The 23,412-nt window shown below is 70.3% G+C and carries 23 protein-coding genes; 10 read left to right on the forward strand and 13 right to left on the reverse strand.

All coding sequences use genetic code 11. The features are described 5' to 3' along the window. The first annotated feature begins 77 nt into the window (after positions 1–77). Positions 78–1,559, forward strand: coding sequence for a sensor histidine kinase (locus J3P44_RS00825; RefSeq protein WP_255888330.1), 1,482 nt, complete (start codon positions 78–80; stop codon positions 1,557–1,559). Between the two features lie 251 nt (positions 1,560–1,810). Continuing rightward, positions 1,811–1,933, forward strand: a complete 123-nt coding sequence (locus J3P44_RS00830; RefSeq protein ID WP_255888331.1) for a hypothetical protein — start codon at positions 1,811–1,813, stop codon at positions 1,931–1,933. A 22-nt stretch (positions 1,934–1,955) separates the two neighbouring features. On the opposite strand, the gene J3P44_RS00835 is transcribed toward J3P44_RS00830, so the two are convergent. The 3 genes from J3P44_RS00835 to cysD all read right to left on the reverse strand — a co-directional run bounded on the left by J3P44_RS00835 (position 1,956) and on the right by cysD (position 5,632). Further along, positions 1,956–3,314 (reverse strand): helix-turn-helix domain-containing protein, encoded by a 1,359-nt coding sequence (locus J3P44_RS00835; protein ID WP_255888332.1) that lies wholly within the window; start codon positions 3,312–3,314, stop codon positions 1,956–1,958. A 120-nt stretch (positions 3,315–3,434) separates the two neighbouring features. After that, on the reverse strand, positions 3,435–4,718 hold the full coding sequence (cysN, locus tag J3P44_RS00840; RefSeq protein ID WP_255888333.1) for a sulfate adenylyltransferase subunit CysN: 1,284 nt from the start codon (positions 4,716–4,718) through the stop codon (positions 3,435–3,437). Continuing rightward, on the reverse strand, positions 4,718–5,632 hold the full coding sequence (gene cysD / locus J3P44_RS00845; protein ID WP_255888334.1) for a sulfate adenylyltransferase subunit CysD: 915 nt from the start codon (positions 5,630–5,632) through the stop codon (positions 4,718–4,720). The genes cysN and cysD overlap by 1 nt, the downstream gene beginning before the upstream one ends. 102 nt (positions 5,633–5,734) lie before the next feature. On the opposite strand from cysD, the gene J3P44_RS00850 reads away from it, so the two are divergent. Together J3P44_RS00850 and J3P44_RS00855 are read left to right on the forward strand one after the other, a co-directional pair. Continuing rightward, positions 5,735–6,913, forward strand: coding sequence for a glycoside hydrolase family 16 protein (locus J3P44_RS00850; RefSeq protein WP_255888335.1), 1,179 nt, complete (start codon positions 5,735–5,737; stop codon positions 6,911–6,913). A gap of 112 nt (positions 6,914–7,025) precedes the next feature. Next, a complete protein-coding gene (locus J3P44_RS00855) occupies positions 7,026–8,165 on the forward strand; it encodes a glycoside hydrolase family 16 protein (protein WP_255888336.1) in 1,140 nt (379 codons plus the stop codon). 4 nt (positions 8,166–8,169) lie between these two features. Here J3P44_RS00855 and dtd read toward each other — a convergent pair whose 3' ends face one another. Beyond that, positions 8,170–8,601 (reverse strand): D-aminoacyl-tRNA deacylase, encoded by a 432-nt coding sequence (dtd, locus tag J3P44_RS00860; RefSeq protein WP_255888337.1) that lies wholly within the window; start codon positions 8,599–8,601, stop codon positions 8,170–8,172. A 17-nt stretch (positions 8,602–8,618) separates the two neighbouring features. Between dtd and J3P44_RS00865 the strand changes: the two genes are divergently transcribed. Continuing rightward, on the forward strand, positions 8,619–9,455 hold the full coding sequence (locus J3P44_RS00865) for a beta-keto acid cleavage family enzyme (RefSeq protein ID WP_255888338.1): 837 nt from the start codon (positions 8,619–8,621) through the stop codon (positions 9,453–9,455). Positions 9,456–9,547: 92 nt separating this feature from the next. Here the strand turns inward: J3P44_RS00865 and J3P44_RS00870 are convergent, their stop codons facing one another. From J3P44_RS00870 to cysC, 4 genes are all read right to left on the reverse strand, one after another. After that, entirely contained in the window at positions 9,548–10,387 is an 840-nt protein-coding gene (locus J3P44_RS00870; RefSeq protein ID WP_255888339.1) for a hypothetical protein, read from the reverse strand. Positions 10,388–10,533: 146 nt separating this feature from the next. After that, the gene (locus J3P44_RS00875; RefSeq protein WP_255888340.1) at positions 10,534–11,538 is read right to left on the reverse strand and encodes a sulfite exporter TauE/SafE family protein; all 1,005 of its coding nucleotides are present in this window, start codon (positions 11,536–11,538) and stop codon (positions 10,534–10,536) included. Further along, positions 11,538–12,113: an arsenate reductase/protein-tyrosine-phosphatase family protein gene (locus J3P44_RS00880; protein WP_255888341.1), complete on the reverse strand. Its 576-nt coding sequence runs from the start codon at positions 12,111–12,113 to the stop codon at positions 11,538–11,540. The genes J3P44_RS00875 and J3P44_RS00880 overlap by 1 nt, the downstream gene beginning before the upstream one ends. Next, a complete protein-coding gene (gene cysC / locus J3P44_RS00885; RefSeq protein ID WP_255888342.1) occupies positions 12,106–13,377 on the reverse strand; it encodes an adenylyl-sulfate kinase in 1,272 nt (423 codons plus the stop codon). The genes J3P44_RS00880 and cysC overlap by 8 nt, the downstream gene beginning before the upstream one ends. 57 nt (positions 13,378–13,434) lie before the next feature. Here cysC and J3P44_RS00890 point away from each other — a divergent pair, with 57 nt between their 5' ends. The 4 genes from J3P44_RS00890 (at position 13,435) to J3P44_RS00905 (ending at position 16,041) form a co-directional block, all read left to right on the forward strand. Beyond that, positions 13,435–14,418: an asparaginase gene (locus J3P44_RS00890; RefSeq protein WP_255888343.1), complete on the forward strand. Its 984-nt coding sequence runs from the start codon at positions 13,435–13,437 to the stop codon at positions 14,416–14,418. Positions 14,419–14,513: 95 nt separating this feature from the next. Continuing rightward, positions 14,514–14,918: a helix-turn-helix domain-containing protein gene (locus tag J3P44_RS00895; RefSeq protein WP_255888344.1), complete on the forward strand. Its 405-nt coding sequence runs from the start codon at positions 14,514–14,516 to the stop codon at positions 14,916–14,918. Beyond that, positions 14,915–15,643 (forward strand): hypothetical protein, encoded by a 729-nt coding sequence (locus tag J3P44_RS00900; protein WP_255888345.1) that lies wholly within the window; start codon positions 14,915–14,917, stop codon positions 15,641–15,643. Before J3P44_RS00895 ends, J3P44_RS00900 begins: the two co-directional genes overlap by 4 nt. 104 nt (positions 15,644–15,747) lie before the next feature. Beyond that, positions 15,748–16,041: a DUF2516 family protein gene (locus J3P44_RS00905; protein WP_255888346.1), complete on the forward strand. Its 294-nt coding sequence runs from the start codon at positions 15,748–15,750 to the stop codon at positions 16,039–16,041. Positions 16,042–16,216: 175 nt separating this feature from the next. Here the strand turns inward: J3P44_RS00905 and J3P44_RS00910 are convergent, their stop codons facing one another. From J3P44_RS00910 to J3P44_RS00920, 3 genes are read right to left on the reverse strand one after another with little or no spacing between them, the layout of a single operon-like run. After that, positions 16,217–17,635 carry a sugar nucleotide-binding protein gene (locus tag J3P44_RS00910; RefSeq protein WP_255888347.1) on the reverse strand — a complete coding sequence of 473 codons (1,419 nt, stop codon included), beginning with the start codon at positions 17,633–17,635 and terminating at the stop codon, positions 16,217–16,219. Beyond that, positions 17,632–18,630: a dTDP-glucose 4,6-dehydratase gene (gene rfbB, locus J3P44_RS00915; RefSeq protein WP_255888348.1), complete on the reverse strand. Its 999-nt coding sequence runs from the start codon at positions 18,628–18,630 to the stop codon at positions 17,632–17,634. The genes J3P44_RS00910 and rfbB overlap by 4 nt, the downstream gene beginning before the upstream one ends. A gap of 10 nt (positions 18,631–18,640) precedes the next feature. Continuing rightward, entirely contained in the window at positions 18,641–20,548 is a 1,908-nt protein-coding gene (locus J3P44_RS00920; RefSeq protein WP_255888349.1) for a DUF4012 domain-containing protein, read from the reverse strand. 62 nt (positions 20,549–20,610) lie between these two features. Here J3P44_RS00920 and rfbA point away from each other — a divergent pair, with 62 nt between their 5' ends. Then, complete coding sequence (gene rfbA, locus J3P44_RS00925) at positions 20,611–21,477, forward strand: glucose-1-phosphate thymidylyltransferase RfbA (RefSeq protein ID WP_255888350.1); 867 nt, start codon at positions 20,611–20,613, stop codon at positions 21,475–21,477. Here rfbA and J3P44_RS00930 read toward each other — a convergent pair whose 3' ends face one another. Continuing rightward, positions 21,478–22,413 (reverse strand): GDP-mannose 4,6-dehydratase, encoded by a 936-nt coding sequence (locus J3P44_RS00930; RefSeq protein ID WP_255888351.1) that lies wholly within the window; start codon positions 22,411–22,413, stop codon positions 21,478–21,480. After that, complete coding sequence (gene gmd, locus J3P44_RS00935; RefSeq protein ID WP_255888352.1) at positions 22,410–23,390, reverse strand: GDP-mannose 4,6-dehydratase; 981 nt, start codon at positions 23,388–23,390, stop codon at positions 22,410–22,412. The genes J3P44_RS00930 and gmd overlap by 4 nt, the downstream gene beginning before the upstream one ends. Positions 23,391–23,412: the final 22 nt, after the last annotated feature.

Below are 23,412 nucleotides of genomic sequence, written 5' to 3' on the forward strand. Positions count from 1 at the left end.
CGCCCACGCCCTGTTGCGCGCGGCCCTTACGGTGGATGTCCGCTTCGGGGGTTGCGTCGAAGGTCGGAAGGGAAGTCGTGACGTCTGGGATGGGAGCGACGGACACCGATGACCTGTGGCGCCTGACCATGGAGCATTCGCCGGTCGGCATGGCGCTGGTCTCTCCCGAGGGTGAGATCCTGGTGGCCAACGCGGCGCTGTGCGACATGCTCGGCTACGAGCCGGAGGCCCTGACGACCACCACCTTCCGGGACCTCACCCATCCCGACGACCGGGCCAGCGACATGAGGCTGCTGGCGCAGGCCATGTCGGGGGCGATCTCCTCCTACCGCATCGTCAAGCGCTACATCCGCGCGGACGGCAGCACGTTGAACGGTGACCTGTCCGTCGCCCTCCTCCGCGCGTCCGACGGGACGCCGATCCACTTCATCTCCCAGATCGTCGACCTCACCGAGCGCCACGCGTTCGTGGAGCGGCTCGACGCGGCGGAGGCGGCGGTCGAGTCCGAGCGGCGCAAGGCGGAGGCCGTGTACGGCTCCGTCGCGGTGGGCCTGCTGCTGCTCGACGCAGAGGGGGCCTACGTCGCCTACAACAGCCACCACCAGGTGTTCCTCGACCTCGCCTTCCCCGAGGGCCACCGCGGTTCGGCGGGCCAGCGCGGCTTCGTCTACGACGCGGACCAGACCCGGGAGCTGGAGTGCGAGGAGATGCCGTCGGTGCGCGCCTGCGCGGGCGAGGAGTTCGACGACCTGCTCATCTGGGTCGGTGAGGACCCCGTGGCCCGTCGGGCCGTGTCGGTCTCGGCGCGCTCGATCCGTGACCGCGCGGGGGAGCTGACCGGGGCGGCGCTGGCCTACCACGACGTGACCGAGCTGATGCGCGCGATCCGGGTCAAGGACGAGTTCGTGACCTCGGTGTCCCATGAGCTGCGTACGCCGCTGACCTCCGCCCTGGCCTACCTCGAGCTGCTGGACGAGACCGCCGAGGTCAGCGACGAGGTACGCCAACAGGTCAGAGCTGCGAGGCGCAACATCCTTCGCCTGTCCCATCTCGTGGCAGACCTGCTGTTCGCGACCCGGGCCGACTCCGGCTCGCCCCTGATCGACCCCTACCGGGTCGATCTGGTCACGGTGGTCTCCGAGGCCCTCGACGCCGCCCGCCTGCACGCGGCCGGGACCCCGCTGCGGATCGACGCCGACCTTCCCCCGTCCCTCGTGCTGATCGCTGACGGGCTGCGGCTGCGGCAGGTGGTCGACAACCTCGTCGCGAACGCCATCGCCTACAACCCGTGCGGCGGACGGGTCCATGTCTCGCTGGCCGAGTCGGGGCGCGAGATCGTGCTCACCGTCGCCGACGACGGCGAGGGCGTCGAACAGTCCGACGTGGGTGACATGTTCACCCGGTTCTTCCGCGGCGCCAACGCGCTGCGCCGCAGGGTCCCCGGCACCGGCCTGGGCCTGCACATCGTGCGGACGATCGTCGAGGCCCACGGCGGAGAGGTGTCCGTCGACAGCACCCTGGGTGAGGGCACCACGGTGCGCGTCGTCCTGCCCCGCTGAGGCGCTCGTGCGAGGACCCCCCGCACGGGGTGCGGGGGGTCCGGGCGCGTACCGGGTGGGGACCGGTGCGTGTCTTGTGGGTGGGTCACAAGACGGTGCTCCGCGGGCTGAAAGATGGTGATTTGCCAAGGAGTCTTGCCCAAGTTTGCCAAACGGGAGAAGACTCGGCACCTGTTTTGACAGTATTTCCTCAGGCAGTACGGCTCGGGACGCCCTGCACACCCCACCCAGCACCAACCCTTGGAGACATCATGAACAGCAAGGCCCCCCGCATCATCGTCGCGTGCGTCGCCCTCGTCAGCCTCGCAGGCATGGCTGCGCCCGCCGACGCGGCCACGTCGAAGCCGCAGCAGCGCACCGTGTGGTGCTGCTGATCGGCTCTGATCTCGTCCCGGATCAGCTGCGGGCGAGCGTGGACGTCGTCACGCGCGCCCGCAGCCCCGTGGAGACCGCCGCGCGCCGGTAGGCGTCCAGCGCGGCCTCGGACAACCCGACGCTCTCGAGCAGGTCGGCGAGGTCGAACCACATCTGTCCTGCGCTCTGGTCGGCGCCGATGGCCGAGAGCCGGTGCACGGCCTTCTGGTAGGAGGCGGCAGCCAGGTCCGTGGACCCTTCCGCCGCGAAGGTCCTGCCCTCGAGGGTCAGTGCCTCGGCCTCGGCGAGTGGCGCGTGCCCGTCTGCGGTGGCGTGCACCTGCGCGATCAGCTCGCGGCTCGTGGTGAAGTCGCCGCCCAGGAAGGCGACACGAGCCAGGCCGAGGCACGTCCATGCGCGGTCGACAGGACTCGCGCTGCTCCACTCCATCTCGCCGGCAGCCTGCTCCAGGTTGTGCCGGGCCTCCTCGAGCTGAGGGGGATCCAGCTCCAGCTGCAGTCGCCCGACCTCGGTGCGCAGGCGGGCGAGGTTGCGGGCGTCCTGGCCCTCGCCGAGCAAGGCGAGCGCCCGCTCCGCAAGCGGCACCGCGGCCGCGACGTCGCCGCGCCTGGCTTGCATGGCGCTGGCGTTCCAGTAGGCCGAGGCTCGCGCCCTCGACGATCCGAGGGACTCGGCGCGAGCGATGGCCTTGCGGCAGAGGCGTACGGCGTGCGCGGTGTCGCCGCGCTCGAAGTGTGCTGCGGCCACGGTGACCGCGAGCTGGACGGCCTCGTCGCACGCGTCGAGCCCGGCCTCCTCGACCTGGGTCATCACGCGCTGGCCGCACTCGATGGCGCGGCCCAGGTCCCCGGTCTCGCGGTAGATGCGACTCAGGGCGATTCCGGCCTTGATCCGCGTCAGCCCGTCCGTCGACCGGTCGTCGATCAGGGACTCGAGCTCCATGACCGCGTCGTCCTCCCGGTTCGTGGCTTCCAGTGCCCGGGCGTGCAGGAGGCGCGCGCGTTCGTGCAGGCCGTCCATACGCGACACCGACAAGCGCTCGAGAGCGTGGTTGAGGTGCGTCTCGGCGTCCTCGGGCTGTCCGGACTCCAGGGACAGCTCGGCATAGTCGAGGGCGAGGCGGACCTCGTCGACCTCGCGGTGATCGGCCTCTCCCAGCAGGGCCTCCAGCGAGACCTGGAGCCGCAGCGCGAGCGCTTGGAGAGCCGGAGCGGTGGGGCGCCGGTGGCCGCTCTCGATGCGGGAGAGGTAGGCCACGGACATGATGCCGTGCGCCACCTCGCCCTGCGTGAGGCCACGAGCCTGGCGTGCTGACCTCAGGCGCCGTCCCAGCGCCTCACGGTCGATCTGGGCAAGCAGCGCGGCATGACGCGAGTCCATCGGCCTATTGTGGGTCACGTTTGCCACCGTGGAGTCGATTTGAGGCAAAGTCTGCTCAAGAAATCGCGCTCGCCTCGCCCGTCCGGACCAGTCCGACGAGCGAGGCGAGCGCGAGTGGCCTCAGCTGCCGGTGTTGATCATCCCGGCGCCGACCGTGACGCCAGTGGCCTCGTCGATCAGGATGAAGGAGCCCGTGGTCCGGTTCTTGGAGTAGGGGTCGCACAGCAGCGGCACCGTGGTGCGCAGCTGGACGCGACCGATCTCGTTGAGCCCGAGCTCGCCCGCCTCCTGGTCACGGTGCAGCGAGTTGACGTCGAGGCGGTACTGGATGTCCTTGACCATCGCGCGACCCGTGCGGGTGGTGTGCTTGATGGCGAGCTTCTGGCGCGGCCGCAGCGGCTCGTTGGTCATCCAGCAGACCATCGCGTCGATGTCCTGGCTGGGCTTCGGGGCGTTCTTCGGACGAGCGATCATGTCTCCGCGGGAGACGTCGACGTCGTCGTCGAGGTGGACCGTCACCGACATCGGCGGGAAGGCCTCGGCGACCTCGGTGTCGAACAGCTCGACCCTCGAGATGGTCGACGTCATGCCGCTGGGGAGCACCACGACCTCGTCGCCCTTCTTCAGCACACCGCCGGCCACCTGCCCGGCGTAGCCGCGGAAGTCGTGGTACTGGTCCGACTTCGGACGGATGACGTACTGGACCGGGAAGCGGGTGTCCACCAGGTCGCGGTCGGAGGCCACGTGCACGTGCTCGAGGTGGTGCATGAGCGTCGGCCCGGAGTACCACGGCGTGTTCTCGGAGCGATTCACGACGTTGTCACCCTGGAGCGCCGAGATCGGGATGACCTCGAGGTCGGGGATGTTGAGCTTCGTCGCGAAGGTCGTGAACTCCTTGTGGATCTTCTCGTAGACCTCCTGCGACCAGTCGACGAGGTCCATCTTGTTGATCGCCAGCACCAGGTGGGGAACCCGCAGCAGCGACAGCAGGACGGCGTGCCGCCGCGACTGCTCGGTGAGACCCTGACGGGCATCGACCAGGACGAGGCCCAGGTCGGCGGTCGAGGCACCGGTCACCATGTTGCGGGTGTACTGGATGTGCCCCGGGGTGTCGGCGATGATGAACTTGCGGGTGGGCGTCGCGAAGTAGCGATAGGCCACGTCGATGGTGATGCCCTGCTCGCGCTCGGAGCGCAGACCGTCGGTCAGCAGCGCCAGGTCGGTGTAGTCGTAGCCCTTGGACTGGCTGGTCGACTCCACGGCCTCGAGCTGGTCCTCGAAGATGGACTTGGAGTCGAGCAGCAGGCGACCGATGAGGGTCGACTTGCCGTCGTCGACGGACCCGGCGGTCGCGAACCGGAGCAGGTCCATCTCGTCGGGGTTGTGGGACTCGGTGCTGGCCATCAGAAGTAGCCTTCCTTCTTGCGGTCTTCCATGGCGGCTTCGGAGAACCGGTCGTCCCCGCGAGTGGCGCCGCGCTCGGTGACGCGGGCGATGGCGATCTCGTCGATGATGGCCGCGGTGTCGGTGGCGACGGACTCGACGCAGCCGGTCTGGGTGCGGTCACCCACCGTGCGGAACCGCACCATCTTGGTCTCGGCCTTCTCGCTGGCCTTCGGCTGGATCTCCGGGCCGATCGAGAGCAGCATGCCGTCGCGCTCGACGACCTCGCGCTCGTGCGCGAAGTAGATCGAGGGGATCTCGATCTTCTCGCGGTGGATGTAGTGCCAGATGTCGAGCTCGGTCCAGTTGGACAGCGGGAAGATCCGCATGTGCTCGCCGGCGTGGATGCGGCCGTTGTAGAGGCTCCACAGCTCGGGGCGCTGCATCTTGGGGTCCCACTGACCGAAGTCGTCGCGGTGGGAGTAGACGCGCTCCTTGGCGCGGGCCTTCTCCTCGTCGCGGCGGCCACCGCCGAAGGCGGCGGTGAAGCCGTTCTCCTCGATGGCGTTGAGCAGGGCGCCGATCTGCTGGCGGTTGCGGCTCGTCTTGCCGTCGTCCACGACGTGGCCGGCAGCGATCGCGTCCTCGACGGACGCGACGATCATGCGCGCGCCGAGTCGGTCGACCCAGGAGTCGCGGGTGGTGAGCACCTCGTCGAAGTCAAGGCCGGTGTCGACCTGCAGCAACGGGAAGGGCAGCTTGGCCGGGAAGAACGCCTTCTCCGCGAGCCGGAGCATGACGATGGAGTCCTTGCCACCGGAGAACATCAGGACCGGCTTCTCGAACTCGGCGGCGACCTCACGGAAGATGTGGATCGACTCTGCCTCGAGCTGGTCCAGCTGACTCAGCTGGTAGTCGACGTGGGTGTTGGTCATGGCGCAGCAGGGGCCTCTCTAGGGACAGCAGCCATCATCGTAGCGACGGGCGTCGCCACGGAGAATTCGCGCTCACGGGTCGGGTCGTACAGACTCGGGCCAATGAGCCGCACCCCCCGACTCTCCGTCCGCTCACGACCGCGATCGGGTGTGTTGTCGGCGCCACTGTCCGCGCTCCTCACCGCGGTCCTCCTCACGGCCGGGTGCTCCTCCGCCGAGGAGTCCGGGCCTCCGTCGTACGACGCGAGCGACGCCCTCGAGGTGCAGGTGCTGCCGCAGCTGGCCGCCACGGGTGAGGACCTCGAGGCCGCGGACGACGCCGCCTGGGTCGTCGAGGCGACGCTCGAGGACGCCGAGGAAGGCACCACCGTCACCCTGCACGCCAAGACCGACGACGGCGCGTGGGAGGCGGTGTCCGAGGAGGAGACCGATGCGGACGGCGAGGTGGCCCTGGCCACCCGGGCCACCGGCGACCTGCACGTCGTGGTCGGTGAGGGCGAGGACGCGATCGGGGCGCAGGTGTCCACCGACGACGCTCCCGAGCCGAGCTTCACCGACGACTTCGACGAGGACTCCGTCGACGAGCCCGACGGCCCGTGGCACACGCGCGACCAGGGACACATCGGCGTACGCACGTGCTCCCGCGCGGATCCGAGCGCCGCCGAGGTCACCGACGGGCGGCTCGTGCTGAGCGTGCTCGACGACCCGGACATGGGCGACTGCCAGCTCCCGGGGCGACGCAAGGAGTTCCCGTTCCGGCTGAACGGCCACGTCGGCACGGAGGGTGTCTACGGCTTCACCTACGGCTTCGCCGCCGCGCGCATCCGTACGCAGTCGGCCCGCGGCCAGCACTCGGCCTTCTGGATGCAGGCGGTGGGCGGCCAGACCGCGGGCGGCGCCGAAAAGGGCGGCGCCGAGATCGACATCATGGAGTACTTCGGCGACGACCACCCCGAAGGCGGCCTCACCAGCTTCACCTACTCGCTGGACAAGGACGGCAGCAAGCAGACCCAGGGTGGCTGGGTGCCCGACCTGGAGCAGTACGGCGACGACTGGGCCGAGAAGTTCCACGTGTTCTCCGTGGAGTGGACGCCCGACGAGTACGTCTTCCGAATCGACGGCGAGGTCACCCACCGTCTCGAGGGCGAGACCTCGGGCCGCGAGGAGTTCCTGATCCTCAGCCTGCTCTCGTCCGACTACGAGCTCCCCCGCTTCAACGGCAAGCTGCCGGAGAAGATGGAGGTCGACTGGTCGCGCGTGTGGGAGACCGGCCCGAACTGATCCGTAGGGGTGGCCCAACATCAAGTCGGATCGGAGATCGTCCGAAGTCGCCCGGGTCGCGCTGGTCCGGAACCTACCGTGGTGGCACTTCCCCACCCGAGCAAGGATCCCCATGCCCCGTCGCTGTCTCACCGCACTGCTTGCTGCCGTCTCCACGGTGCTCCTCGTCCTCGCGGGCCCGGCCCATCTCTCGGGCATCGCTCGCGCGTCCGCCGCGCCACCCGCGCAGTCCGTGACGGTCCGGGTCCTGCCGCAGCTGGCGGCCACCGGCGTGTTGCCCGAGCCGGCCGCCTCCGCCCTCAGCACGGTGACCGCCACGTTCGCCCCCGTGGTTCCTGGCCGCGACGCCGTCCTCGAAGCCAAGAGCGGGAAGAAGTGGGCAGTCGTCGCGAGGTCCGCGCAGGACGCCGCGGGCCGCGTGGCGTTCAACGCGCCGTACCTCTACGGCGGCGCGCCGGCGACGTACCGCGTCGTGGCTCCCCGCACCAGCACGCACGCGCAGGCGACCTCGGCGGAGGGGCGGACCGACGCGTGGCGTGCGCCGATCTTCTCCGACGAGTTCTCGGGCTCCGCACTGGCCTCGCCGTGGGACCACCGCTACCAGGGCTACGACGTCCCGAGCCGGCGCTGCTCGCGCACCGACGCGTCCGCGACCAAGGTCAGCGGCGGCGTGCTCGCGCTCAGCGTCATCGACGACCTCGCTCGCGACGACCTCTGCACCTTCACCGCCGGCGGTGTGGAGCAGTCGACGTTCTACCGGCTCAACGGGCACGTCGGCACGCAGGGCCGGTTCGCCTACAAGTACGGCGTGGCCGCCGCTCGCATCCGGTTCCAGGACGCCCGCGGCCAGCACGGCGCGTTCTGGATGCAGCCCGCGGGCACGGGGTACGGCGCCGAGATCGACGTCGCGGAGTGGTTCGGCACCGGCTCGCAAGGACTCGTGAACGGCGTCTGGGACTACAGCTCCGGCACCCAGACCCGGGTCGCCGGGGGCGTGATGGCCGACCAGGCCGCGTACGGCTCCGACTGGGCCGGCACCTACCACGTCTTCTCGGTCGAGTGGACGCCCACGGAGTACGTCTTCCGGATCGACGGACGAGAGGTGCTCCGGACGACGGCGGGTGTCGCCCAGACGGAGGAGTACCTGATCCTCAGCCTCCTCGTCGCGAACTACGAGGCCAACAAGCTGCCCTCGCCCGAGTCGCTGCCGCAGACGATGAACGTCGATTGGGTGCGGGTCTGGCAGCGGTAGGGGCTCAGCCGGGCGAGTCGAGGATCAGGGTGATCGGGCCGTCGTTCACGCTCTCCACCCTCATGTCAGCACCGAACCGACCGCGCTGGACGGCGGCGCCCAGCCGCTCCAGCTCGGCGCAGACCGCGTCGTACACCGGCTCGCTCACCGGCCCCGGCGCGGCGGCCTGCCACGTGGGCCGACGGCCCTTGCGCGCGTCGCCGTACAGCGTGAACTGGCTGACCACCAGCACCGGCGCCGCGACGTCGCTCGCGCTCTGCTCGCCGCGCAGGAGCCGCAGCTCCCAGACCTTGCGTGCGGTCCACGCCACCTCTGCCGGGCCGTCGTCGTGGGTGACGCCCAGATAGACCAGCAGCCCGGCCTGGTCGATCTGTCCGACCACCTCGCCGTCGACCAGGACGCTGGCGGAGAGGACCCGCTGGATGACCGCACGCATGGTGCAAGGATGCCGCCATGCCTGCACCCGCCGCTGACGCACTCCTGATCACGGTCGCCCCCACCGGGGCCGAGACCGCCAAGGCCGACTGCCCGCAGCTGCCCACCACACCGGAGGAGATCGCGCGCACTGCCGCCGAGTGCGAGGCGGCCGGCGCGGCGATGATCCACCTCCACGTCCGTGACGACGACCACGCCCCGACCCTCGACCAGTCCCTCCTGCGCGAGTGGGTCGCCGCCGTGCGTTCCTCCTCGTCGCTGGTGGTGCAGCTCTCCACCGGGGGCTCGGTGCACGACCCGCTCGACGAGCGGTTGAGGGTGCTGGACGCGGAGCCGGACTCGTGCAGCCTCACGATGGGCACCACCAACTTCGGCGACGACGTCTTCCTCAACCCCTGGCCCTTCGTGAAGGACCTCTACCAGCTGGCCCTCGAGCGGGGCGTCGCGCCCGAGTTCGAGCTCTTCGACCTCGGCCAGGTCCACGCCCTCGGCCGGCTGCTGCGGGAGTACGGCGTCCCGGCCGGCGGCAAGGTGCACGTCGACTTCGTGATGGGCGTCCCGGGTGGCATGCCGGGGACCGCCCCGGCGCTGGTCGCCGGCGTTGCCGCGCTCCCGCCGGAGGTCACGTCGTGGTCGGCCACCGGCATCGGCCGATCGACGCTCTCGGTCGCCTTGGCTTCCCTGTCGATGGGTGGCCACCTCCGGGTGGGCATGGAGGACGTGCTGACCATCAGCCGCGGCGTACCTGTCGAGTCCAACGCCCAGCTGGTCTCACGTGCCGTCGACCTGGGTCGGATCGCGCAACGCACGCCGATGGCGCCTGCCCAGTGCCGGGAGCTGCTTGGCCTGGGCTGAGGGCCGATTTTCGTCCTGCTCGACGCCGACACGCCGTACGGCACCTGCGACACGCGGTCCAGGTGGCGGGTCTCCGCTCCGATGGGCCCCTGTCAGGCCGCCACTGGAAGTGCCATCGCGGCGCGCACGGTGTCCACCACCAGGTGCGGCGCGAACATCACCTGCTCCCAGGTGAAGCGCAGCACGGTCCAGCCGCCGACGACGAGGGCGTTGTAGCGCTCGCAGTCGGTGTCGTGCTCGCGCCTGCCCGCGTGGAAGGCCCAGGAGTTGGCCTCGATGGCGAGTGCGCGGAAGGGCTCGGCCAGGTCGGGGTGGTAGGTCACGCCGCCGAGGGTCGTGGCCCACTGCGGGACAACGTCGATCCCGGCCTCCACGAGGATGGCCCGGAGCACGGACTCGAAGGGGTTGGCGGCGAGGGGCGACGCGTGCTCCAGCACCCGCCGGACGCGGGCCGGAGTGTCTGGGCGCAGGGCAGCCAGCAGGTCCTCGTGGATCAGGTCCTCGTGGCGCAGTGCGGAGTCGGCCACCGCGAGTGCCTCGTCGAAGGGGAGCTCGCCTGCGCAGTCGAGGACCGTGCGCAGTCGCGAGGTCGCCCACCCGTCGCGATCGGCTCGCGGCAGGACGCCGCACACGAGCTCGCCGTCCACGGGTCGGTTGGGCTTCTGGACCGCGTACACCTGTGGGTAGCGCGCCGGCCACTTCGTCTCCCAGCCCCAGTGCGCAGCCGCGGACAGCAGCCGCAGGTGCCCTCCCACCAGTAGGGCCACCTCCCGTGCCTCGTCCGCCGTCGGGAGCGCATAGCGACCTCGGGAGACATGCACGACCCGCCGCGCCTCGACGGCCCGGCGCAAGCGCTTGCGGCTGGTCAGGGCGAGCACGTCGGCCGCCGAGGCGATCCCGCCCAGGCGGGTCAGAGCGGCGACAGCGTCCATGGCGCGGAAGTCTGGTCCGGCCGCCGCACTCGCGCGACCGGTCCTCCACAGGGGCCAATCTCGGGCGTCAACTGCCCAACACGCCGTACGGCGTCCGCGACAACGCCGCGGTGTGCCGGATGGGGCCCGTCTTGTGGCCCTACGACTCAGGGGCCGTCGACCTTCTTCATCCCGACCAGTCCCGGTCGGTAGGAGGGGTCCTCGAGCTGGGCGATGGTGGGGGAGCCGAACATCGGCAACCCCTGCGACTTGCGCAGGAAGCCCCAGACGACCGGCAGGACCAGCAGCACGGCGAGGCCGACGCCGGCGATGAGCATCGGGTGGGTCTCCTCCTTGCCGAGGGGAGCCCAGCCCGCCTTGTCGAGCAGCGCGACGCCGCTCATGGTCAGCACGATGACGATGCCGCGCCGGATGAACGACTGCGGCACCCGGGGGGCGATGGCCGAGCCGATGAGCGTGCCGGGGACCGAGCCGAGGACCAGCGGGACGAGGATGCCCCAGTCGAGGCCGTAGAGGGCGATGTTGGAGATCGCGGCCGCGAGCACGAGCGGCACGGCCTGCACGAGGTCGGTGCCGACCAGCTTCACGGCCGACAGCCCCGGGTAGAGCATCAGCAGCGCGATCATGATCACCGACCCCGAGCCCACGCTGGTGATGCCCACCAACAGGCCGCCGAGCGCGCCCACCAGGAGTGTCGGGATCGGCCTGACGGGCGGCGCGTCGTCGGCCTGGGGACCGCCGCCGCGTACGCGGAGCAGGTTGACGTAGAGGCGCAGGGCGTACGTCGCCGCAGCGAGCAGCAGCGCAAAGCCGATGCAGAGCTTGAGGGTGTCGTCGATGTCCTCCGGGTCGACCACCCACGACACCAGGTAGGGTCCGAGCAGCGCCATCGGGATCGACCCGATCATCAGCCACTTGGCGAGCTGCATGTTGGGGGATCCCTCGCGCTTGTGCACGATGGCCCCGCCGGTCTTGTAGACCGCCGCTGCCGTCAGGTCGGCGGTCACCACGGTGGCGGTCTCCCCGACACCGAGGAAGATGAGGGCGGGGGTCATCAGCGCGCCGCCGCCCATCCCGGTGAGGCCGACGACGATGCCGACGAGGAACCCCGCCGCGAGGATGGCGAAGAACGTCTCGGTGATGAGGTCCATCAACCCTCTTCCTCGGTGGTGGTGGGCTCGGTCGTGGCGGCGTGGGATGCGGCCGACGAGCCTGTCAGACGCGGCACGATCGCGCTCAGCATGGCAGTGATTGTGCCGGTTGCCTCCGTGGCGGCTGCAATACCGCGCCGGTAGGGGTCGGCGACGTCGTGCTCCGGGGCGGAGGGCGTACGCCTCTCGCCGGCAGCGACGACGAGCTCACGACCGGTCAGGTCCGGGATCTCGGCGATCGACGCGGCGAACTGTCCCAGGGTGAAGACCCGGCGGTGGAGCTGCGGGAAGTCGTCGAGGATGTGCTGACGGTGGACCTGCTCGGCGGTGAGGACCAGGTCGGCGCCGGTCAGCGTCGCGGCGGTGAGGTGCCGGCTGCGGAACTCGTCGGAGACACCCGCGCGCAGCGTGGTGATCATGTCCGGGTTCATCGGCCGGCCGTTGCGGGCGTGGGTGCCGGCGCTGGCGAAGACCACCTGTGCGGAGCCTGCGAGGTCGCGGGCGATCAGCTCCATGGCCGGCGAGCGACAGATGTTGGCGGTGCACACGAAGAGCACCGTGAGCGGCTCACCCATGCCGGGGGAGGTGGAGGAAACGGGCCTGGTCGAGGGCGACCAGGACGTCGTCGAGGGCGTCCTCGATCGTGCGCCCCGTGGTGTCCACGCGCACGGCGGGGTCGTCGGGTTCCTCGTAGGGGGAGGAGATGCCGGTGAACTCGGGGATCTCGCCGGCACGGGCCTTGGCGTAGAGCCCCTTGCGGTCGCGGCGCTCGCACTCCTCCAGCGGGGTCGCGACGTGGACGAGGAAGAACGCGCCGCCTGCGTCCTCGACCATCTGCCGCACCTGCTCGCGCGTCTCGGCGAACGGAGCGATCGGCGAGCACACGGCCACCCCGCCGTGGCGGGCGATCTCGGCGGCCACCCAGCCGATGCGGCGGATGTTGGTCTCCCGGTCCGTCTTGGAGAAGGTCAGCCCCGCCGAGAGGTGGCGCCGGACGACGTCCCCGTCGAGGCTGGTCACCGAGCGGCCACCCTGCTCGAGCAGCAGGTCCATCAACGCCCTGGCGAGCGTCGACTTGCCGCTCCCGGAGAGGCCGGTGAAGAAGAGCACCAGTCCCTGCTGCTCCGGCTCGGGCCGGTCCTCCGCGACGATCTCGGCGATCGCGGCGGGGTAGACCTCGCTGGTCGCGGAAGGCGCGCCGGCACCCCCGCTGGTCGAGGAAGGCGCGCCGGCACCCCCGCTGGTCGAGGAAGGCGCGCCGGCGCCTGTCACGAGACCCGTGTCCGACAGCGCGTGGACCAGGTCCGGTCCGGCGTACGTCGCCACCACCTGCGCCCCCAGCTTGTGGTCGACGTCGGCGTCGCCGTGGGAGGGAAGGGGTACGGCAACCACGCGGGCGTCGTCGAGCAGGTCGGCGGCGGCCAGGGTGGCGCGGAGCAGCGCGACGGGCGACAGCGCAGGCGTACCGGTGCCCATGAGCGCCACGAGGACGACACGTCCGAGGCCGCGGACCTCGGCTATCTCGCTCTCGGTGAGCGCGTCGGCGACGGGGACGAACGTGGCGCCGGCGTGCTGCTCACGCGTCTGGGCCGGGGTGAGGTGCAGCCGGCGGAAGGGGCCGTACTGGGCGTGGGTAAGCGGTTCCAGAGAGCCGTCCGCGGAGACGCGCGCCAGGGGCAACCCCTCGGGATCGACGAGCTCCGCCTCGAGGGCACCGTCGGGCAGGTCGAGCGTCACGGCGCTGCCTGGCTCGTTGAAGCGGGTGAGCGGTGCGTAGGCCCCTGACAGGAGAAGCTCCAGGTCGTCGAGCTCGGTCGGCGTCGGGCAGTGCTGGATCACCCGCGCATCCTCTCACCCTGTCCGAACCGGGTGCGGCGCGGTGAGTAGCCTGCCCGCATGCCTGCTGTCGCCACCCTGTCCCCGAGCGGTCTGCCCGTCGTCGCCGAGATCGTCCGCTCGGGGTTCGTGGAGGGTCACCACTACGGCTCGATCGTCGCGCTCGCGGCAGACGGGTCGGTCGACTGGTCGGTGGGCGAGGTCGAGGCGCCCATGCTGCCCCGGTCGAGCAACAAACCGATCCAGGCGCTGGCGATGGTCGAGCTGGGGTTGGACCTCCCGCCGGACCTGCTGGCCCTGGCGTGTGCCTCGCACTCCGGGGAGCCCATCCACGTCGAGGGCGTACGCCGCACGCTCGCCTCCGCGGGCCTGGACGAGTCCGCCCTCCAGACCCCGCCGGACTACCCGCTCGACGACGACGCCCGCGAGGCCCTGATCCGCGAGGGCGGCTCCCGGTCCTCGATCCTGATGAACTGCTCCGGCAAGCACGCGGCGATGCTGGCGACCTGCGTGCTGCGGGGCTGGGACACGGCGACCTATCTCGACCCCGGGCATCCGCTCCAGGTGGCGATCATCGAGACCTTCGCCAGAGTGACCGGTGAGCCGGTCACGACGGTCGCGATCGACGGCTGCGGAGCTCCGCTGCTGGCCACGTCGCTCACCGGGCTGGCGCGGGCCTTCTCCTCGCTCGCGCGCGCCACGGACGGACCGGAGCGCGCGGTCGCCGACGCGATCCGCGAGCACCCCGAGTACGTCAGTGGCACCACGCGCGACGAGCTCGAGCTGCACCGCGCGATTCCGGGACTGATCGGCAAGGCCGGGGCCGAGTCGTGCTACGCCGTCGCGCTGCCGGACGGTCGCGCCTGGGCGCTCAAGACCGACGACGGCGCGCCCCGGGTGCGCCCGGTCCTGATGGCCGAGGCCCTGCGTCGCTCCGGGGTGCTGACCGAGCAGGGAGTGGACGCAGCAGCGGTCGAGGCCACCGGGAAGCTCGAGCTGCTCGGCGGCGGTATCCCCGTCGGCGAGATCCGTGCTGCCTTCTAGCTAGCACCCAAAAGAGCCAGAAATATCTGGAAGAGTGAGCGCCGTCACCTGACCCCGGCTTGTTTTCTGCTAACTCTTGTTAGCACAATGGGGTCATGGCCGGGAACAAGAGCACCAAGACGAGCAAGGCCGTCGTCGGCTCCCTGGGCTCGCTGGGCGACTACCTCAAGGAGCAGCGGCTCGCTGCTCAGCTCTCCTTGCGCCAGCTCGCCGACCAGGTGGGGGTGAGCAACCCCTACCTGAGCCAGATCGAGCGTGGCCTGCGCAAGCCGTCGGCCGAGGTCCTCCAGCAGCTGGCCCGGGCGCTGCGCGTCTCCGCCGAGCAGCTCTACGTACGCGCCGGCATCGTCCACCCGGACGCGGGCCAGGCCGGCTCGGTCGAGCTCGCCGTCCTTGCGGACCCCGGCCTCACCGAGCGCCAGAAGCAGTCGCTGCTCGACGTCTACGCCTCGTTCCTGGCCCTCAACGAACGCGACACCCCCACCAACCCACAGGCATGACCACACCCCACCAGAAGGAGAAGGACATGGCCACCGCCAAGTTCGACATCAAGACCGCCGACCTGAAGAACCAGGCACTCAGGCCCGTCCTCGCGAGCGTCGGCGTCACCGACCTCGCCGTGGAGGTCGTCCGCGATGCTGTCGCCGACGTGCAGAAGCGCCTCACCGCCGTGCAGAAGGACGTCACCGCCCGAGTGGCCGACGTGCAGAAGCGCGACGCCAAGGCTGTCCGCACCGCCATCGAGGCCCGCATCGCCGAGCTGCAGTCCGAGGCACTGACCTACCCGGCGAAGGTCACGACGATCGTCGACGAGAACGTCGCGGCCGCCAATGCCACCTACACCGAGCTCGTCAAGCGCGGCGAGTCGCTCGTCGACCGCATCCGCCGCCAGGAGTCGACGAAGGCCACCGTGACCTCGGCCAAGTCGACCGTCGCGAAGGCGAAGACAACCGCCACCCAGGCCAGGAAGGCCGCCGACGCCCAGGTCGCCGCCGCCGACAAGGCCGCCGCCACCAAGGTCGCGCCGTCGCCCAAGCCGACCGCCAAGAAGGCCACCAGGAAGGCTGCGGGCAAGAAGGCCGCCGCCACGACCGCCCGCAAGACCGCGGCCAAGAAGACGGCGACCGCCCAGAGCAGCGCCAAGGCCACCGCCTCCGCCGCCACCCAGACCGCCGCCACCGCAGTCCAGGCCGTCACCGACGCCGCCGAGAAGGTCGGCGACTGAAGAGACGCCCCAACCGAGGAGCAGCTGACGCTGTTCTGAGCCCACGCAGGACCCCCGTCCCACGGACGGGGGTCCTGTTCGTCCTCAAGCCTTAGGCTGGTGGGGTGAACATCTACGCGTTCCAGAGCACCCTGATGCTGGTCGTGCTCGTGGTGCTGCTCGCGATCAAGGGATTCGCGTTCATCAACTCGCTGACCTACTCCGCCGAGGCCTATGAGGCCGCGGGCAAGCTGACCAAGCAGGCCTGGTGCGCGATCACCGGTCTGGGCTTCGCGGCCCAGCTGATCCTGATCGGCTCCTCACCGCTCGGGATCATCCACCTGGTCTTCACCATCGCCTCGCTCGTCTACATCGCCGACGTACGTCCGGCCCTGGCCGAAGTGACGTCAAGGCGCTAGACATTTGGCTCGCTCCGCTCGCCGTGTCCGCAGCGCTCGTAACCCGCTCGTTCGTCGTCGCGCGTGCGCGCCTCCCCCGCTTCGCTCCTCCTGCGCTTCCCGCTCCTCCTGCACTCCCGGGCGCGCTGCGGACCTTGAGGGCGAGCGGAGCGAGCCAATCAGGAGAGCGAGCCAGTCAGCCCAAATAGCGGTCGAGGGCCGCGATCGCGTCCTCGGGCTTGTAGCCCGTGGCCTTGATCTTCTCCAGCGACATCGCCGAGTTGAGCGGCCGGGGTGCGAACGGCTCCCCCCGCGCGAGCACGCCCTCGGCGTACGCCGTCGTGCTGGTGCCCGAGACGTCCTCCGCGCTGCGCCCGGACCGGCCGAAGACGGCCTGAGCGATCTCGCGCCAGGACATCGCCGGGCCGTCGTTGGAGATGTTGTAGGTGCCGAAGTCGGCGCCGGACTCGAGCAGGTGGCGGGTCGCGCGCACCAGCTCGTCGGTGAAGGTCAGCCGCCCGACCTGGTCGTCGACCACGCTGGGGGACACACCCTTCTCCGCAAGCGCCTGCATAGTGCGGACGAAGTTCTTGCCCTCGCCGATCACCCAGGACGTGCGCAACAGGTAGTGGCGCGGCGCGAGGCCGACGGCGAGGTCGCCCGCCGCCTTGGACTGGGCATAGACGCCGAGCGGCGACAGCGGCTCGTCCTCGGTGTGGCCCGGGTCGAGGGGCGCAGTGCCGTCGAATACGTAGTCCGAGGAGTAGTGCACGAGTGTGAACCCGTGCTCGCGGGCGAGTCGGGAGAGCGTGGCGGGACCGGAGGCGTTGGCGGCCCAGGCGGCCACACGGCCCTCGGTGGTCTCCGCGGCGTCCACGGCGGTGTATGCCGCTGCGTTGAGCACGACGGCGTACTCGTGCCACGGCCACGCGCCGACCGCCTGCGCGTCGGTCAGGTCGAGGGCGGGGACGCCGTCACTGGCGAAGATGTCGACGCGGTCGGCGTCGGGGTGGGCTGCGTGCAAGGCCCGGCCGAGCTGGCCGAGCGCACCGACGATCAGCGTCTTCTTCGGCGCGATCGCGGTCGTCGGGTCGAGGGCCGGGTTGTTCTGGTCCTTCTCACTGATGATGGCCTCGTCCAGCGGGATGGGCCAGTCGATCGCGACCGTCGCGTCGTCCAGCGCGAGGGCGGGGTAGGAGATGCCGGGGCGCCAGTGCTCGTTGACGAGGTAGGTGTAGGCCGTGGCGTCCTCGAGCGTCTGGTAGCTGTTGCCGACGCCGCGGGGCACGAAGACGGCGACGGACGTGTCCATCTCGAGGGTGAAGGTCGTGCCGAACGTCTCGCCCTCGCGCATGTCCACCCACGCCCCGAAGATCCGACCGGTGGCCAGCGAGATGAACTTGTCCCACGGCTCGGTGTGGATGCCCCGCGTGACGCCGCGCTCGCTGTTGAAGGAGACGTTGTTCTGGACCGGGCCGAAGTCGGGGAGACCGATCGCGAGCATCTTCTCGCGCTGCCAGTTCTCCTTGAAGAACCCGCGGTCGTCCTCGCGGCGGTCCAGCCGGACGACCACGAGCCCCGGGATCGCCGTGGTCTCGAGGGAGGGGAGGGTCACTGCCCCTTCTCCGCGTACTTCGCCTCGGTGGCGTCCTTGTGCGGGCGCCACCAGTCCTCGTGCTCCTGGTACCAGGTGATGGTGTTGGCCAGACCGGACTCGAAATCCTGGAACTGCGGCTGCCAACCGAGTTCCTGGCGGAGCTTGCCCGACTCGATGGCGTAGCGCAGGTCGTGGCCGGCCCGGTCGGTGACGTGGTCGAAGGCGTCCTCGGGCTGGCCCATCAGCGTGAGGATCAGGCGGACGACCTCGAGGTTGTTCTTCTCGCCGTCGGCGCCGATCAGGTAGGTCTCGCCGATGCGGCCCTTCTCCAGGATCGTCAGGACGGCCGAGGAGTGGTCGTCGGCGTGGATCCAGTCGCGGACGTTCTCACCCGAGCCGTAGAGCTTGGGCCGGATCCCGTCGATGACGTTGGTGATCTGGCGTGGGATGAACTTCTCGATGTGCTGCCAGGGGCCGTAGTTGTTGGAGCAGTTGGACACCGTTGCCCGCACGCCGAAGCTGCGCACCCAGGCGCGCACCAGGTGGTCGGAGCCGGCCTTTGATGCGGAGTAGGGAGAGGACGGGTTGTAGGGGGTGTCCTCGGTGAAGCGCTTGGGGTCGTCGAGCTCGAGGTCGCCGTAGACCTCGTCGGTCGAGACGTGGTGCAGGCGCTTGTCGTGCTTGCGCACCGCCTCGAGGATCGTGTAGGTGCCGAGGATGTTGGTGCGGATGAACGGGCTCGGGTCGTTGAGCGAGTTGTCGTTGTGGGACTCGGCTGCGTAGTGCACGACGGCGTCGTGCGCTGCGACCAGCGGGTCGACGACGTCGGCGTCGGCGATGTCGCCGACCACCAGCTGCACCCGGTCCTCGGGCAGCCCCGCCAGCGACTCCTGGGAGGCGGCGTAGGTCAGCTTGTCGAGCACCGTCACCCGCAGGTCGGTGTGGTCCACGAGGTGGTGCACGAAGTTCGACCCGATGAACCCCGCGCCTCCGGTCACAAGAAGGCGTTCCATGGGGGCGAGTCTAGGGTGCGGACTGCGGCCGGGCCGAGCCGGTGAGCCTGAAGCTCGGCTGCGTGACCAGTCCCGGATCCTCGTACGTCGCCACGCCGGGCGCGGTCCGCCTCCACCCCTCGGGGAGCTCCGAGACGTCGTAGCCGTCGGGCCACTGGACGGTCACGGACAGCGCCTGCGGCGTGACGAGCCCCTGCGGGGTCGCGTCGAGCCGGTAGGTGAGCGTGCCGTCGTCGAGGGCGACCGCGGCGGCAGGGACGTCGTACTCCAGCACGGCCTCGCGGGTCTCGCCGGGCGGCAGGACGAGGCGGAGCAGCTTGTAGGGGCGGCCGTAGTAGTCGAAGACGTCGGTGCCGACCGGGCGGTCGGCCACGAAGGTGCTGGCGACCTCCACGCCGTCGGGGAGGAAGACGCCGAGCGTCATCCCGTTCCAGCGGGTGCGGCTGCTGCCGCCACGAGGATCGCCGAACTCCTGGTTGGCGCCGTAGGGCGGCGAGTCGTTGTGGACGGAGATCGTCAGCCGGACCCGGGCCGAGCCGTCCTCGCGCAGCGTGACCTTGCTCGTCACCGAGCGTCGCTGCCAGTAGTCGGACTTGCTGGCGTTGGTGTTCTGGTTGAAGACCGCGATGTAGTCGTGGTCGGTGTCCGAGAGGTCTCCTGCCAGCCCGACGTCGGAGACCGCGGCCCGAAGGTCGAGGTCGCGCATCCAGATGGCGAAGTGGCGGCCCTGCGCGGAGTCGCGCAGGGAGTTGATCTTGTCGACGCCCTGGCCGGGCGAGAGGAGCCGATCGGCGAACACCGGCACGATGGCGAGGTTGAGGTCGTGGCGGGCCTCGTTGTCGGGGAACGCGTCGTAGTCGCCGACCATCTTCTGCGTGAAGTTGCTGGAGTCGAGCTGCCCGTAGATCGGCGCCTCGACGGGGCCGGTGATCCGCAGCAGGTCGGCCACGGCGACCACGTCGACAGCGACGAGGCCGTCGACATCCTGCCCGGTCCGGCGCTCCCAGCCGCGCAGGAGCTCCTCGCCGGAGACCGACCAGTCGGGTGCGAACGTCGCCGTGGAGAGACGGAGCTTGCCGTCGTGGAACGGGTTGCCCTCGACCTTGTCCCACCGTCCCACCCGGAAGAGATCGGGGTCCGATGTGTCCCGGGCGTCGCCCACGGTGAGCCGGCCCTCGGCAACGTCCAGGGGCACCACCGTCAGTGGCGCTCCACCGGAGAAGCGTTGCTCGCTCGGGTTCAGGAGGGCCAGCAGGTAGGTCTTCTCGGCGTCGGCGCCGAACAGGTCCGGCAGCACGTCGGCCAGCGGCTTCGCGCGTCGTGCGCTCGCGGCGAGCGGGGACACGACGGCGGACGCCTCGTCACGCGCCTCGGCCAGACGGGTGCCCACGCCGATGGCGGAGTCGTCGACCTCACGGAGCTCGAGCTGCGCGGCGTCGAGGTTGGCGCTGGCCTCGGAGACCGCGTCGACGAGGGACATCAGTGTGGGGATGTCGACGGAGCGGTTCCCGAACAAGGTGGCCTGCTTGCCGTTGACGGCCGGCCACGCCTCGACGGCCAGCTCGGCGGTCGCGGTCAGGTGGTCCAGGGCGTTGCCGAGGTGGCGTACGTCGGCGACCGGCTCACCCACGACCGGCACCAGGCTCCAGATGTCGCCACCGATGCCCTGCATCGCCTCCTGGACCTGGTCGGCGTGGCGCCGAGCGCTCTGCACGCTGGCCTCCGCCGTGGCGACGTCGCCGGCCTCGAGCGAGGTCTTCGCCGCCTCGAGGTCGGTCCGGGCAGCCTCGGCGTGGGTGGGCGCCTTGAGGAGGGGGATCGCCAGCAGCGCCAGGCCCACCAGCACCAGGAACAGGACACCGATGAGCGTGGCGGGTCGGATCCAGCGTCGCGAGGACGAGCGACGGTCGGACGGCATGCACCCATGGTGTCAAAGGACGCCGAACGGCGTGGGGGAACGCTCGGCCCTAAGGTGGCTCCATGCGTGGAATCATCCTGGCCGGAGGCACCGGCTCGCGACTGCACCCGATCACCCAGGGCATCAGCAAGCAGCTGGTGCCGGTCTACGACAAGCCGATGATCTACTACCCGCTGTCCACGTTGATGCTCGCCGGCATCCGGGACATCCTCATCATCACCACGCCGCACGAGGCGGACGGCTTCCACCGGCTGCTCGGCGACGGCTCGCAGTTCGGCATCAACCTGAGCTTCGCCGTCCAGCCCAGTCCGGACGGGCTGGCACAGGCGTTCATCATCGGCGCAGACCACATCGGCGGCGAGCGCTCGGCGCTGGTGCTGGGCGACAACATCTTCTACGGCTCCGGACTGGGCCACCAGCTGCTGCGCTTCGCGGACCTCGATGGTGCGGCGGTCTTCGGCTACCACGTGGCGGACCCCCGGGCGTACGGCGTCGTGGAGTTCGACGAGCAGGGGCGCGCGCTGTCGCTGGAGGAGAAGCCGGAGCACCCCAAGAGCGACTTCGCGGTGCCGGGGCTCTACTTCTACGACAAGGACGTGGTCCAGTACGCCGCCGAGCTGGCGCCGTCGGCACGTGGCGAGCTCGAGATCACCGACCTCAACCGCCGCTACCTCGAGGAGGGGCGCCTCCACGTCGAGGTGCTGCCGCGCGGCACGGCCTGGCTGGACACCGGCACCTTCGACTCGCTCAACGACGCCTCCAACTTCGTGCGCACGATCGAGGGCCGGCAGGGCTTCAAGGTCGGCGCGCCCGAGGAGGTGGCCTGGCGGATGGGGTGGATGTCCGACGACGAGCTGGTCGCACGGGCCGAGCCGCTGCGCAAGAGCGGCTACGGCGAGTACCTCATCGGGCTGCTCAGCCACGGCTGATCAGCCGAGGTCGGCCGCCACCATCCGGGCGACGGTCTCCTCAAAGGCCACGGTGGGCTCCCAGCCCAGGACGTCACGCGCCTTCGACGCGTCGCCGACCAGCTCGGTCGGGTCGGCCGGACGGAAGAACGCCCGGTCCTGGCGGACCAGCGGCTCCCAGTCGGTGATGCCCGCGGCAGCGAACGCCGCGGCGACGAAGTCCCGCACGGAGTGGGCCCGGCCGGTCGCGACGACGTAGTCGGACGGCTCCTCGGCGCGGGCAGCGCGGACCATCGCGTCGACGTAGTCCGGTGCCCAGCCCCAGTCGCGGCGCGCGTCGAGGTTGCCGAGCACGAGCTCGTCGGCCTCGCCGCGGGCGATCGCGGCGACGGTGGACGTGATCTTGCGCGTCACGAAGCGCTCGTGGCGCCGCGGCGACTCGTGGTTGTAGAGGACGAGGCTCGACACGTGCACGTCGCGCCGCCGGAAGACGCCGGCGGAGAGGTGGGCGAAGGCCTTTGCCGCGCCGTACGGGTTCACCGGCCGGATCGCCGTGTCCTCTGTCTGTGGCGACTCGGCCGGCTCGCCGAAGATCTCGGCGCTGGAGGCCTGGACGAAGCGCACGTCGCCGACCAGCCGGGCCGACTCCATCAGCGCGACCGCGGCCTGCCCGTTGACGTGGGCGGTGCGGTCCGGCTCGTCCCACGACTGGGCGACGGAGCTGATCGCCGCGAGGTTGTAGACCTCCAAGGGTGAGATCTCCTGCAGCAGGCGACGGGTGGCATCGAGGTCGCCGAGGTCGCCGGGATGGAGGACCACCTCGTCGGGACAGTGGTCCGGCTGGCCGTCCGCCTTCAGCACGAGCGCATGGACCTCCATGCCGTCGCCGACCAGCCGCTCGGCGAGATAGGTGCCGTCCTGGCCGCCGATGCCCGTGATGAAGGCGCGAGCGGTCACCAGCCCGCCTTGACCGCCGCGATGTCGCTGTCCACCATCATCGCCACGAGCTCGGCGAAGGAGACCGTGGGCGTCCAGCCGAGCCCGTCCCTGGCCTTGGACGCGTCGCCGATCAGCAGCTCGACCTCCGCCGGGCGCATGAAGCGCGGATCCTGGGTCACGTGCTTGCTCCAGTCGTCGATGCCGACGTGGGCGAACGCGAGGTCGAGGAAGTCGCGGATGGAGTGGGTCTCGCCGGTGGCGATGACGTAGTCGTCGGCCTCGTCCTGCTGCAGCATCCGCCACATCGCCTCGACGTAGTCGCCGGCATAGCCCCAGTCGCGCTGCGCATCGAGGTTGCCCAGCGCCATCGAGTCCTGCTGCCCCAGGTGGATGCGGGCCACGGCCTGGCTGATCTTGCGGGTGACGAACTCAGGACCGCGGCGCGGGGACTCGTGGTTGAACAGGATGCCGGAGGAGGCGTGCATGCCGTAGGACTCGCGGTAGTTGATGGTCATGTAGTGGCCGTAGACCTTGCTCACCCCGTAGGGAGAGCGCGGCCAGAGCAGGGTGCTCTCCGACTGCGGCACCTCCTGCACCTTGCCGAACATCTCCGAGCTCGAGGCCTGGTAGAAGCGCACGCTGCCGATGTCGTCGCCGGCGTGGAGGCGTACGGCCTCGAGCATGTTGAGGACGCCCATCCCGGTCACGTCGGAGGTGACGAACGCGTTCTCCCACGAGTAGGCCACGAACGAGATCGCGCCGAGGTTGTAGACCTCGTCGGGGTTGGAGTCGCGCAGGGCGCGCATCAGGCTGGAGAGGTCGGTGAGGTCGCCGTTGTGCAGCTTGACGTCGGGCACGAGGTTCTCGACCAGCTCGCGGCGGGGGTTGTTCTGGCCGCGGATGAGTCCGTGGACGTCGTACCCCTTCTCGAGCAGGAGCTCGGCGAGGTAGAGGCCGTCCTGGCCGGTGATTCCGGTGATGAGTGCAGTGGGCATGGGGCTCAGTCTGTCAGGCGGG

This window comes from Nocardioides astragali, assembly GCF_024436375.1.
Taxonomy (GTDB): domain Bacteria; phylum Actinomycetota; class Actinomycetes; order Propionibacteriales; family Nocardioidaceae; genus Nocardioides; species Nocardioides astragali.

Bases quoted from the DNA above. Each gene is read 5' to 3' on its own strand.
- J3P44_RS00830 (WP_255888331.1), top strand. From the start codon at position 1,811: ATGAACAGCAAGGCCCCCCGCATCATCGTCGCGTGCGTCGCCCTCGTC.
- J3P44_RS00835 (WP_255888332.1), bottom strand. From the start codon at position 3,314: ATGGACTCGCGTCATGCCGCGCTGCTTGCCCAGATCGACCGTGAGGCG.
- cysN (WP_255888333.1), bottom strand. From the start codon at position 4,718: ATGGCCAGCACCGAGTCCCACAACCCCGACGAGATGGACCTGCTCCGG.
- cysD (WP_255888334.1), bottom strand. From the start codon at position 5,632: ATGACCAACACCCACGTCGACTACCAGCTGAGTCAGCTGGACCAGCTC.
- J3P44_RS00850 (WP_255888335.1), top strand. From the start codon at position 5,735: ATGAGCCGCACCCCCCGACTCTCCGTCCGCTCACGACCGCGATCGGGT.
- J3P44_RS00855 (WP_255888336.1), top strand. From the start codon at position 7,026: ATGCCCCGTCGCTGTCTCACCGCACTGCTTGCTGCCGTCTCCACGGTG.
- dtd (WP_255888337.1), bottom strand. From the start codon at position 8,601: ATGCGTGCGGTCATCCAGCGGGTCCTCTCCGCCAGCGTCCTGGTCGAC.
- J3P44_RS00865 (WP_255888338.1), top strand. From the start codon at position 8,619: ATGCCTGCACCCGCCGCTGACGCACTCCTGATCACGGTCGCCCCCACC.
- J3P44_RS00870 (WP_255888339.1), bottom strand. From the start codon at position 10,387: ATGGACGCTGTCGCCGCTCTGACCCGCCTGGGCGGGATCGCCTCGGCG.
- J3P44_RS00875 (WP_255888340.1), bottom strand. From the start codon at position 11,538: ATGGACCTCATCACCGAGACGTTCTTCGCCATCCTCGCGGCGGGGTTC.
- J3P44_RS00880 (WP_255888341.1), bottom strand. From the start codon at position 12,113: ATGGGTGAGCCGCTCACGGTGCTCTTCGTGTGCACCGCCAACATCTGT.
- J3P44_RS00890 (WP_255888343.1), top strand. From the start codon at position 13,435: ATGCCTGCTGTCGCCACCCTGTCCCCGAGCGGTCTGCCCGTCGTCGCC.
- J3P44_RS00895 (WP_255888344.1), top strand. From the start codon at position 14,514: ATGGCCGGGAACAAGAGCACCAAGACGAGCAAGGCCGTCGTCGGCTCC.
- J3P44_RS00900 (WP_255888345.1), top strand. From the start codon at position 14,915: ATGACCACACCCCACCAGAAGGAGAAGGACATGGCCACCGCCAAGTTC.
- rfbB (WP_255888348.1), bottom strand. From the start codon at position 18,630: ATGGAACGCCTTCTTGTGACCGGAGGCGCGGGGTTCATCGGGTCGAAC.
- J3P44_RS00920 (WP_255888349.1), bottom strand. From the start codon at position 20,548: ATGCCGTCCGACCGTCGCTCGTCCTCGCGACGCTGGATCCGACCCGCC.
- rfbA (WP_255888350.1), top strand. From the start codon at position 20,611: ATGCGTGGAATCATCCTGGCCGGAGGCACCGGCTCGCGACTGCACCCG.
- gmd (WP_255888352.1), bottom strand. From the start codon at position 23,390: ATGCCCACTGCACTCATCACCGGAATCACCGGCCAGGACGGCCTCTAC.